General features: G+C 37.7%; 11 protein-coding genes. All 11 read left to right on the forward strand.

The window, feature by feature from the left end:
* The first annotated feature begins 536 nt into the window (after positions 1 to 536).
* Complete coding sequence (locus BABA_RS22105) at positions 537 to 1,040, forward strand: DinB family protein (protein ID WP_007087478.1); 504 nt, start codon at positions 537 to 539, stop codon at positions 1,038 to 1,040.
* A 238-nt stretch (positions 1,041 to 1,278) separates the two neighbouring features.
* Complete coding sequence (locus BABA_RS22110; protein ID WP_007087479.1) at positions 1,279 to 1,485, forward strand: hypothetical protein; 207 nt, start codon at positions 1,279 to 1,281, stop codon at positions 1,483 to 1,485.
* 203 nt (positions 1,486 to 1,688) lie between these two features.
* On the forward strand, positions 1,689 to 2,261 hold the full coding sequence (locus BABA_RS22115; RefSeq protein WP_007087480.1) for a TetR/AcrR family transcriptional regulator: 573 nt from the start codon (positions 1,689 to 1,691) through the stop codon (positions 2,259 to 2,261).
* Between the two features lie 170 nt (positions 2,262 to 2,431).
* Positions 2,432 to 4,102, forward strand: coding sequence for a ribonuclease J (locus BABA_RS22120; protein WP_007087481.1), 1,671 nt, complete (start codon positions 2,432 to 2,434; stop codon positions 4,100 to 4,102).
* A gap of 313 nt (positions 4,103 to 4,415) precedes the next feature.
* The gene (locus BABA_RS22125; protein ID WP_007087482.1) at positions 4,416 to 5,909 is read left to right on the forward strand and encodes a carboxylesterase/lipase family protein; all 1,494 of its coding nucleotides are present in this window, start codon (positions 4,416 to 4,418) and stop codon (positions 5,907 to 5,909) included.
* A gap of 461 nt (positions 5,910 to 6,370) precedes the next feature.
* Positions 6,371 to 7,018 carry an SDR family oxidoreductase gene (locus BABA_RS22130; protein WP_007087483.1) on the forward strand — a complete coding sequence of 216 codons (648 nt, stop codon included), beginning with the start codon at positions 6,371 to 6,373 and terminating at the stop codon, positions 7,016 to 7,018.
* A 109-nt stretch (positions 7,019 to 7,127) separates the two neighbouring features.
* Complete coding sequence (locus BABA_RS22135) at positions 7,128 to 8,102, forward strand: D-cysteine desulfhydrase family protein (RefSeq protein ID WP_007087484.1); 975 nt, start codon at positions 7,128 to 7,130, stop codon at positions 8,100 to 8,102.
* Positions 8,103 to 8,330: 228 nt separating this feature from the next.
* Positions 8,331 to 9,140 (forward strand): Fpg/Nei family DNA glycosylase, encoded by an 810-nt coding sequence (locus tag BABA_RS22140; protein ID WP_007087485.1) that lies wholly within the window; start codon positions 8,331 to 8,333, stop codon positions 9,138 to 9,140.
* A gap of 141 nt (positions 9,141 to 9,281) precedes the next feature.
* Positions 9,282 to 9,821, forward strand: a complete 540-nt coding sequence (locus BABA_RS22145) for a DUF6241 domain-containing protein (protein WP_040347283.1) — start codon at positions 9,282 to 9,284, stop codon at positions 9,819 to 9,821.
* 265 nt (positions 9,822 to 10,086) lie between these two features.
* Positions 10,087 to 10,728, forward strand: a complete 642-nt coding sequence (gene ccpN, locus BABA_RS22150; protein WP_007087487.1) for a transcriptional regulator CcpN — start codon at positions 10,087 to 10,089, stop codon at positions 10,726 to 10,728.
* A gap of 16 nt (positions 10,729 to 10,744) precedes the next feature.
* Entirely contained in the window at positions 10,745 to 11,560 is an 816-nt protein-coding gene (locus tag BABA_RS22155; protein ID WP_007087488.1) for a pyruvate, water dikinase regulatory protein, read from the forward strand.
* Positions 11,561 to 11,562: the final 2 nt, after the last annotated feature.

Below are 11,562 nucleotides of genomic sequence, written 5' to 3' on the forward strand. Positions count from 1 at the left end.
ACCGGAAACTCTCCGCTTATATTACTTTTACTGGTTACTCGATTAAGGACAAGACATCCATATTTAAAAGGGAGTGAGAATCCAAGAGAACCTCATTTTGATGCATTAAGTTGAACCCTATCACAAGTAAGTGAGGTTTTATATAAATAAGGGGTATTGTATTCCTAAAAAAGAAACTCGCCAAATTTACTATGGAGAGTTTTACTTTTTCATACACCAATAACGGTGCCAATCGATTACGGCCACCGAAATGTACCAGTAAGGAAATAATATTCTACTATTTATCAATGAATGACAAGGAATTGTAACTTGGATGAAAAATACCCTCTACAATGAGATGATACCGATTATTCAATGAACTTTCCAAACTGGCCAGATTCAGAAATAAAGATAGAACTAAATAATGTGAATATTTGGTATGATGTAATCACCAGTATTTATTTTTAGTGGGATTTTTATGGGATTTATTATTATTTTGCTTGATGTGTTCTAATCAAGAACAGTAAGTTGTAGCACAGTGGTATAGGAGTGATTAAATGAGTGATTTAAAACTAATTGAAGCATACAAAAGCGATCTGCAAAACTATTCACTTGAGCAACTAAGATATTTAACAGTTGAAGGAGTTTGGTCCATTGGTCAAATGTACGACCATGTGATCCTCGTTGCAATTGAGTACCTTGACAATGTGGAAACTTGTGCGATATCAAAGGAAGAGCAAAAGCTCGGGAAAACGGAGTTTGGTGAGCATTTATATAAAATTGGAGGGTTCCCACCAATTAAAATCAAGTTACCGGACGAACTAAATACCCCACCAAGCAATTCTGATAGTAAAGAAGACCTTATGAGTAGGTTAAATCAGGTAATGCAAAGGTTGAGAAAATGGGAATCTAAAGTAGATTCTATAAATCCTAATTACAAAGTTAAACATGAAGGTTTTGGCTGGCTGAACGCGAGGGAGTGGTTCGATCTTGTCGGAATGCATTTTCGCCATCACCTGCGTCAGAAGTGTGAACTAGAACAAAAAGTTTTTAATGCATAAACAAAGTTGCAGTGAACTAAAGCATTAATGTACCGGGGGACTGTCACTGATTTTCTAGGTCAAAAGAATGGTGTATCTCAAAGAAGGCGAACTCTCATCTCTCAATTATAAATAGATAGGATTGCAGTCCGTAATCATAATTGAAATACATCGTGGAAGTAGTCTGGAAGAAATATGAAGCCATTATGGACGTTAAGAATCAGGATGAATGGTGAAGAATGTTGAGGAGGATTTGAGGATGGAGGATTCGAATGTTGTATTAAGTGCCCCACTGCAGCAATTAAAGGGCGAGCATGTATCGCTTAGGGCAGATATGGATATTTTCTATGAAATCACTGAAGAGATAGTATTCGATTCGGATCCAGTTGTGGTTCAGCAGTTTGCGAAATTGTACGAGCGGATTTCTTCCTCTCCAGCTAAACCACAAACCCCAGTCTCCATATAGCAAATCATATTATTTTTGTTCGTCATTTTATCTTGTTCACTTTCTTAATCTTTTATTTAAAAAGGTCTATACATCAAGCCCCGTATTTGCCTTATATTTATAGTTTAGTCCATAATAAAAATCATCCATATCAATAATTCATTGGGTGTGTTGTTTTTACACACTTTGATGAAATTGTTTAAAAAGTGGGAGGGACTTTCGATATGAGTAAATCAAAGACGGATCCCCGAATTCTACGTACACGTAAATTAATCATGGATTCATTTATTGAGCTTTCGGGTAAAAAGGAGTTCAAAGAAATAACCGTTAAGGATATCACAACAGAGGCTATGATAAATCGGGCAACTTTCTATTATCATTTTGAAGATATATATGACTTATTGGAAAAAGTATTATCAGAAGTATTACTGATAAATTTGAATAGTAATATTTTCGAGAAAAGCGAACTAAATGAAGAATCGATTACTAGTATCTTCAAGGCCATAACCAATTTTCAAATATCTTTATCCAACCGTTGTCATAGAGGATATGAAGATACTATTGCTCGTATTATTAGGGAACAGCTGGAAGTTACTTTATACAAAATGTTGTTAAAACAATATGCAACGGAGGATGAATCCTTAAAAACGATAGCAGTCATATTAAGCTGGGGAATTTACGGAGCTTCAGTAGAATGGAGAAGAATAAGTAAGGAGGAATCACCGGAGAAATTTATCCAATCGGCAATTCCCTTTATCATGTCAGGAATTCAACTTGGATCTAAGAAAAACTGGTAATATAGCGTGAAATAGTATTGTCTCCACGATAAAAAATACAATTTGTTGAAGTTTTGAAAAAAATAAATCTTGAGTTTTCTTTTTTATCGAAACCTCTAGCACTCAAGCCACTTATAAAGAGAAATCCAAAGGGCATACTAAGTTTATATTTATCGTGGGAGGGAATAAGTTTGAGTGTAACAGAGAATTTAATATCTGTCTTCGCCTTAGGTGGCTTAAATGAGATTGGGAAAAATATGTACGCAATTGAATATTCAAACGATATCGTCATTATCGACTGTGGCAATAAGTTTCCAGATGAAAGTTTATTAGGAATTGATTTAATTATTCCTGATATAACCTACTTAATAGAAAATAAAGATAGAGTCAGGGCTTTAATTGTTACACATGGACATGAGGATCATATCGGGGGGATTCCGTTCTTCTTAAAAAGATTAAATGTACCTGTTTATGCCACACGATTCACATTAGGATTAATTGAAATCAAATTAAAAGAACATAAACTTTTAAGGGAAAGCGAACTTCTTGAAATTAATTCACATTCAAAATTGAAATTTGGAAAAATGGGTGTTAGTTTTTTCAAAGTGACTCATAGTATACCTGATTGCTTGGGAATCGTCTTTCAAACACCATTGGGTAATATTGTACATACAGGAGACTTCAAGTTTGATTTAACTCCTGTAAATAATCAGCATTCTGACATTCATAAAATGGCTGAAATCGGAAATGAAGGTGTCCTGCTTCTATTATCTGAAAGTACTAATGCAGAACGTCCTGGCTTGACTCCATCCGAACAAACGATAGGTGAACAATTGGATGCAGCTTTCATGAAAGCCGAACGAAAAGTTATTATTTCTACTTTTGCTTCAAATATTAGTCGAGTCCAGCAGATCGTGAATGCGGCTCAAAAAACAAATCGAAAAATTGCGTTGCTTGGAAGAAGTATGGTTAATGTTGTAGCAGTTGCTATAGAACGAGGTTATTTAACAGTTCCTGATGGAATGTTAATAGACCAAAATGAAATTAATGAACTCCCTCCTGAAAAGGTAGCTATTTTATGTACGGGGAGCCAAGGAGAACCATTGGCTGCACTTGCTCGCTTGTCCACTGGAAACTTTCGCGGTATCGATATTTTACCCAAAGATACGGTAATCTTTGCAGCTGGTCCAATACCCGGGAATGAACGAAATGTAACGAGTATCATAGACAACCTCTATGCTCTTGGAGCCACAGTGATTTATGGATCAGGAAGTTCATCCAGAATTCATGTGTCTGGCCATGGTTATCAAGAAGATTTAAAATTAATGCTTACATTAATGAATCCAAAATATTTTATCCCTATTCACGGTGAACTTAGAATGCTACACCATCACCGATTGTTAGCTGAATCGATTGGAGTAGACCGAGGAAACACATTTATCATGAATAATGGTGATGTTGTCGATATTGAACATGGTATTGCCCGCCAGACCCGTAATATCCCAGTTGGGAATACCTACGTAGATGGGGGAGAAATCGGTAATGTTGGTGGATTTGTGTTACGAGACCGTAAACAGTTTTCAGAGGATGGAATGCTTATCATTGTATTAACGATGAGCAAAGCAGAAGGAAAACTGCTTTCCGAACCCGAAACCATTTCTCGTGGATTTATAGACAGTGATTTCTCAGAACTACGAAGAAATCTTAATCAGCTTACTACAAAAATTGTTAACGAGCTACAAGAAGAAAATCGAAATCAATGGAATGTATTGAAAAGAGAAATAAAAAAATCAATTCAACAACGTGTGTTTAACCAAATGAAGAGGAAGCCAATGATCGTTCCTATACTTATTGAAATATAAAGGGGAATAGAATAGAGGTAAAGGAAGAAGAGGCAGGAGGGAGCCCTGATAATTATTATTTCTATATAAATTTCGATAAGACGATTCACCCCCCTGTGAAACAAGATTACTCGGGTGGGCACTGCAATTCAGGGGAGCATACAAATTAGGTTTTTTAGACTTCACCATGTTTCCGAAAGACTTTTTGTATTTCCGATTATTTGATATTTATTTGATAAGTAACAGGATTTTGACATCTCCTTCTCGAATACAATTAAGCGGCAACAAATAAAGGTTTGCCAAGGGATATTTTATTTTGAGAGGAGAATATCAAATGTCCAAAACGATAGTTGAAAGCGCTTACGGTAAGCTGCAAGGAGACCAAATCGATAGTGTATTTGCGTGGAAGGGGATCCCATATGCAAAGCCTCCAGTTGGATCCCTTCGCTTTCGTGCTCCCGAGCTACCGGATTCTTGGGAAGGAATTCGGGATGCAACCTCATTTTCACCTGTTGCCCCACAAACACGAAGAGAAATCATGGAGTTTTTTGGAAATGATATCTCAAATATGAATGAAGATTGTCTTTACTTGAATGTATGGTCTCCAAGCACTGATAATAAGAAACGGCCTGTAATGGTTTGGATTCACGGTGGTGCGTTTGTTTCTGGATCTGGATCCAGCAGTTGGTATGACGGTGCTTCGTTTGCCGCTCAGGGTGATGTCGTTGTCGTTACGATTAATTACCGACTAGGGATATTGGGCTTCCTTCACCTTTCAGAAATTGGCGGCGAAGAATATGCGACTTCTGGAAATTGCGGCATTCTTGATCAAGTTGCGGCTTTACAGTGGATACAAGATAATATCGCAGCTTTTGGGGGCGATCCAAACAATGTAACGGTGTTTGGGGAATCTGCAGGTGCCATGAGTATCGGAGTATTACTTGGATTACCTTCAGCACAAGGCCTTTTCCATAAAGCAATCCTACAAAGCGGTGCTGCTGCAAATGTCCATTCTTCGGCAAGAGCCACAAAAGTGGCAGGTCGGTTATTAGCCGCTTTACAAGTAGAACCTACGAATCTGTCTAAATTAGAAGAAATGCCGATTGAACAGTTAATTCAAGCTTCTGATTTAGTACCTCCAATGAGTTTAGGGCCAGTGATTGATGGTGTTTCCCTTCCAAAACATCCGGAAGAGGCGATTGCAGAAGGTTCAGCAAAGGATGTAACAATTCTAATTGGTACAAACAAAGATGAATACAACATTTTCAGTGTATTTGACCCTGAGTGGAAGAACGCAGATGAGACAAAAGTTCATTCGTTGTTTGAAAAAACATTTGGGCCATTACTTCCTGTAATTTCAAAACAATTCTCAAATAACGAGACGCTAAACCAAGAACTTTTTAATAAACTACTAACTGCTAGTATCTTTACAACTCCTGCACAAAAACTATCAGAGCTGCAGATTAACCATGGTGTTCCCGTTTGGATGTATCGGTTTGATTGGGAAACACCAGTATTTGGTGGTGCGCTGAAAGCTACACATGCATTAGAGATTCCGTTTGTATGGAACACATTGAATAAAGCCAATACTGAAGACTTCACGGGGTCTTCTCCTGAAAGGCAACCTGTTGCCGATCAAATGCATCTGGCGTGGATCAATTTTGCACGAACCGGTGATCCAAATACAGACAACCTTCCTGAATGGCCAAAATATGATGTAAGTAATCGCTCAACGATGATATTTGATACTGAAAGCGCTATAGTAAATGACCCAAATAGTGAAGAACGGATTAAATGGGAACAAGTAACCATGGTATTGAAATCTTAAAATAGTGAAATAAAAATAAGAGTTTCTCACCAAGATGGGTCAAATCCTTACTTTTTAAAAGATGTCAGTCGAAATGTGGATTTAGGTTCAATGATGATAAATAGGAAAAATTGTATGAGGTAAATATCGTATTTTCAAGCGAATGGTTTGATCCCTACCACCGGTATCAATTATAGGGTAGAGCCCTTAAAGGTCAATGCTTTGAAGTAATTCAAGCATTGACCTTTAATCATTTTAGCGGACTAAAGTGTTTAACTAATCATGTGAACAACAAATTCCAATTATAAAATGCATAAAATAATATTATAGCCGTAATAAGACTTGCCGCCATTTATTATATAATCAAATGAAATCAAAAAATCCCTTTTTCTTTCTAAGCTGGATTTAGGCACCTTTTTTGATTATTGCACCCACTTTTGAAATAATATAAACACTCATATCTTGTAAGGGGGAGATGCTTTGTGAAAGTATTTTTAATTGGTGCAAATGGTCAAGTAGGAAAGTATATCGTTAATCTATTGCAGAATAGTGATGAACATACAGTAAAGGCAATGGTGCGCAGTGAACAACAGGCGGAAGCTCTTAAACAAACAGAGGTCGTAACGGTGGTAGCCAATTTAGAAAGCAGTGTGGATGAACTTGCAAAAGCTATGGAAGGGTGCGATGCTGTTATTTTCTCAGCAGGTTCTGGCGGTAAAACGGGCCCAGATAAAACATTGCTTGTTGACCTGGATGGTGCGGTGAAATCGATGGAAGCAGCTGAAAAAGCTAGGGTAAAGCGCTATGTAATGGTCAGTGCATTCCAGGCGCATAATCGGGAAAGTTGGATGGATAGCCCAATTAAGCCATATATGGTGGCCAAACACTATGCAGACCGTATGCTCATTTCGAGCCAATTAAATTATACAATTGTGCGCCCCGGTGGATTGACTAATGAACCAGGTACGGGGAATGTAAAGCTTGAGGAGAATTTACAAAGGGGTTCGATCCCACGTGAAGATGTTGCCAAAACGGTGGTTGCTTCCTTAAATGAAGAAAAAACGTTTCGCCGTTCATTTGATTTAATGTCGGGGGATACACCAATTAAAGAGGCTTTAAAAAATATATAAACATATTAAAATATGGTTTCCAATTTAAGTTACTTCCATAATAATATAAACCTAAAATAAAAAATAGTAATCATATTGATAAATTAGGGAAATAAAGGAGAAATTCAACATGGAACGACTACAAATCGCTAACCTGCCTACTCCGATTCAAAAATTGGATCGTCTCGGAGAAGAACTGGGAGTCAATCTATATTTGAAACGCGATGATTTTACTGGTATGGAAATAAGCGGAAACAAGGTAAGAAAACTTGAATTTTCTGTTGCGGATGCACTTCAACAAGGTTGTGACACCCTCATTACTGCCGGTGGCATCCAATCAAACCATTGCAGGGCGACGGCTGCTGTCGCAGCGAAGCTTGGATTAGGCTGTGACCTTATCATTAGAGGAGAAATCCCGAATCATTTTGAGGGAAATCTATTCATGAATAAAGCACTTGGTGCTCGTGTTCACTTGATTTCACCCGAAGAATCCAGAGAAGAGAAAATGGATGAAATTGTTGAAAATCTAAAATCACAAGGACATAAACCTTATTTGATTCCTGTTGGCGCATCGAATGCAGTAGGATCTCTTGGCTATGCTGCGGCTATTGAGGAAATCACCGAACAAGAGAATAAACTGGGAATACATTATGATACGGTTGTCATTGCAGTAGGCTCTGGGGGAACCTATGCCGGGCTTTGGTATGCAAATCAAAAACAAGGAGCAAAACGAAAAATTCATGGATTTGCGGTTGATAACAGTGCAGATACTTTTGTGGAAACCATTACTGAAATACTCAAGGAAATGTACCTGAATGATGGTTTGGCAGCACCTGAAGAGTATAAAGATATTTTAATTAATGACCAGTACATCGGTACCGGTTATGCGAAAAGTACACATGAGGAGTTGGCTTTCATCATGAAAACCAGCCGAGAACACGGATTTCTGCTAGATCCTGTTTATACGGGCAAGGCATTCTATGGCATGGTTTCAGAAATACAAAAAGGCCATTTTAAAGACGCAAACAACATCCTCTTCATCCATACTGGCGGTATTCTAGGATGGACACACAAGCAAAGAGAAATGGCGCTGAAATCAATATAGGATTGTTACACTTATATGATGATTAGGATCAGTCTTCCGTTGTTTTATTGGGGGACTAATTTCTTTTTTTTTTGGTAGTGTCCACCGTATGAAGCATTTAAAGTCCGTCCGTATGAATTGCAGAAAATGCTTAATGGGAATGTAGACAAGGTTAAACATTTTGCTTCTTTTCTCTAAATAATTGGGCATCCTAATGACCAAAGAACCTCTTTTGGAAGGAGTTATTCGATGCCCGAGCTTCCGGAAATGGAAACCTACAAAATCTTATTAATTCAAAAAATTGCCGGTCAAATGATTACGGATATTCAAATAAACCGTGAAAAATCAATTAATCTAAAACCAGAGCTTTTTAAAAATACAATCATGCACCAGAAAGTGATCAACATAAATAGAAGGGGAAAGCATTTGCTGTTTCAGCTGCAAAACGGGCATGTCCTTTTATTACATTTAATGTTGGGCGGATGGATGTTTTACGGTACTGATGCGGAAAAACCGAATAGAACGATTCAGGTTCGAATTTCGTTCGGGCAGCAGCATCTTTATTTTATAGGTTTGCGCCTGGGATATTTGCATCTTTATAATCAAAACGAAACGGAGCAAAAACTTTCTGATTTGGGTCCGGAACCGCTTGAGATGACGTTCACCTTAAATGAATTTTTAAAACGAATAGCTGTCAAACATGGTAGGTTAAAAACCGCTTTACTGGATCAAGAGTTTATTGCAGGGATTGGGAATTGCTACTCTGCTGAAATATGTTATCATGCCGGTATTATACCAACGAAAGATATAGATGATACCAGCGAAAGTGAGCGGAGCCAATTATTTCATTCTATGAAATTTGTCCTTCAAGATGCGATAAAGCATGGAGGGTATATGGAGAATCCATTTTTTTATGGAGACCTGCTTACTGGAAGCTTCTATAAAGTACGGAAGGTATATGATCGTGAAGGTGAAAACTGTGATCGATGTGGTGCAACGATTGTTATGCAAATGGTTTCTTCAAGAAAAACCTTCAATTGTCCAAATTGCCAAAAGTAAAGCAGAATTCCGCCTTAGTGGCGGCTTTTTTTATTGTGAATTTTGTCCGAATTTTCCTATTTGTAGAAACAACAAGATGGAATTATTTTGGATTTTTTGCTATGGTTAAATGAACAGAACTTTCAAGGGGAATATAAAAATATGAAAAAAGTTTTAATTATTATCACGGCAGTAATTGCTATCTTAGTTGGTGGTACATATCTTACATTTACAATTATAGGAAAATGGTCAAGTGATAAATCTACTAATGAAGTGAATGGTCCTTCAATAGTGGAAACGGTGGCCCAAGAACAAGATGCCGAAGCTGAAAGCAAAGAACAAACCAAATTCATCGGTGGCATACAGTACGACACTGGACTTACTGCTGACTCTACCCAAGATGCTGTTATTGATGTGATGCACAAAATGACTCATCAAAAAGTGAAAGCAGAAGATAAATGGGGAGCCACTCCTATGTCACAAGATACAATATCACAAGTTTATGAAATAGTGTCTACTAGTAAATTTGAACGAAAAAAAGATTTGTTGGAGATTCTTGATAGGTGGAAAAATGGAGATTTTTCTAAAGCTGATGATGACCACAACTATTTCTGGAGCTATCAAGGTGGAACCATAGGCAAAGCGTATGGAACGCTTAACCAAGATGAAGAAAATGAGTTCATTAAAAACAACTTTGAATAATGATTAAGGGCCCTTAAGAGGCCTTTTTATTTTGTTTTTTAATTATTGTCCTAATTAAGCCAAAAATAAAGCAGAATTCCGCCTTGTCAGGCGTTTTTTTTATTACGTGATTCCGTAATTCACCAAATTGATAGTTTATTATTTTTTTCAGCAAATTAATGTTTCACATTTAGGTTAAATGTTATATACTATATAAAAATAAGTATAGCACATTTGTAGTGGATACATAGAATAAACCATATTTATTGAACAGAAGGAGGTGTTAGTGATTAAACTTACAAAGCGTCAGGATGAAATACTGCAAATTGTTAAACAAAACGGCCCGATAACAGGAAAAGAAATTGCGGATAAGCTTTCGTTATCTCGGGCAGCTTTAAGACCAGATCTTGCCATCTTAACGATGTCTGGGAGCTTAGATGCAAGACCACGGGTAGGGTATTTTTTTAATGATAAAATCCCAGTGGAAAGACAAGTGGAAAAATTCCTGCATCAAACAGTAAATGATTATAAAGCCCTCCCGATTGTCGTTGGAAAATCAACATCCGTATATGATGCGATTGTCCAGTTGTTTTTAGAGGATGTTGGAACGCTTTACGCTGTCGATTCGGATGGACAATTAGCAGGAGTAATATCCAGGAAGGATTTGCTCAGAGCCTCACTAGGAAATCAAAATCTGAATGAATTGCCTGTAAGTGTCATCATGACGAGAATGCCTAATATCATTACCATTCATCCGGAAGAGACCTTGCTCGAAGCGGCGAAAAAGATGATCCACAATCACATCGATTCCCTGCCGGTGGTAAAGGAAATGGACGAGCAAAAGAATACATATTTGCTAGTTGGTCGAATTACGAAAACAACCATCACACGGGCCTACATTGAAATTATGGATGAAAAATCAGACTAAGGGAGTGGCTGGAATTTTGGTACAAAAAGAAGTGGTCTATGTGGTTTCAGACTCAGTAGGGGAAACAGCTGAGTTTGTGGTAAAAGCAGTTGCAACACAATTTAATGGCGGCCATGTTGAGATTCGCCGCAATTCCTATGTGGATGACTTTGAAGATATTGAAGATGTGATGATATTAGCCAAAAAAGACCATTCGATTATCGCTTATACGATTGTTGTTCCTTCATTGAAAGAGTATTTGGACCGGCGGGCTAGTGAAGAGGGCATCATGGCAGTGGATTTACTTAGTCCATTGATGAACGCATTTACCACTAAATTTAATAAAGAGCCACACCATCAGCCGGGATTAATGAGAAAGCTCGATGAGGAATACTTCCGGAAAATTGAAGCCATTGAATTTGCGGTTAAATATGATGATGGCCGTGATCCTAGAGGTATTACAAGGGCAGATATTGTGTTAATTGGTGTATCACGAACCTCGAAGACGCCGCTGTCGATGTATTTGGCGCACCAACGTTTTAAAGTCGCCAATGTACCGTTAGTCCCGGAAGTGCAGCCACCGGATGAATTGTTCCAAATCCCGCGGAAAAATTGCATTGGGTTAATTATTTCACCCGATAAGTTGAATGAAATCCGTAAGGAGCGTCTGAAGGCATTAGGATTAGCCTCACAGGCAAATTATGCAAGTTTCGAGAGAATTTTAGAGGAATTAGACCATGCTGAAAAAATTATGAAGCGCGTAGGCTGTCCTGTCATTAATGTCTCAAATAAGGCCATTGAAGAAACAGCGGGATTAATATTAGAAATATTAAAAAAAGAGAGGAGCTTTTAATC

Source organism: Neobacillus bataviensis LMG 21833 (assembly GCF_000307875.1).
Classification (GTDB): Bacteria; Bacillota; Bacilli; order Bacillales; family Cytobacillaceae; genus Neobacillus; species Neobacillus bataviensis.

Excerpts from the sequence above, each read along its gene's own strand:
- BABA_RS22105 (WP_007087478.1), top strand. The coding sequence starts at position 537 with ATGAGTGATTTAAAACTAATTGAAGCATACAAAAGCGATCTGCAAAAC.
- BABA_RS22110 (WP_007087479.1), top strand. The coding sequence starts at position 1,279 with ATGGAGGATTCGAATGTTGTATTAAGTGCCCCACTGCAGCAATTAAAG.
- BABA_RS22115 (WP_007087480.1), top strand. The coding sequence starts at position 1,689 with ATGAGTAAATCAAAGACGGATCCCCGAATTCTACGTACACGTAAATTA.
- BABA_RS22125 (WP_007087482.1), top strand. The coding sequence starts at position 4,416 with ATGTCCAAAACGATAGTTGAAAGCGCTTACGGTAAGCTGCAAGGAGAC.
- BABA_RS22135 (WP_007087484.1), top strand. The coding sequence starts at position 7,128 with ATGGAACGACTACAAATCGCTAACCTGCCTACTCCGATTCAAAAATTG.
- BABA_RS22140 (WP_007087485.1), top strand. The coding sequence starts at position 8,331 with ATGCCCGAGCTTCCGGAAATGGAAACCTACAAAATCTTATTAATTCAA.
- BABA_RS22145 (WP_040347283.1), top strand. The coding sequence starts at position 9,282 with ATGAAAAAAGTTTTAATTATTATCACGGCAGTAATTGCTATCTTAGTT.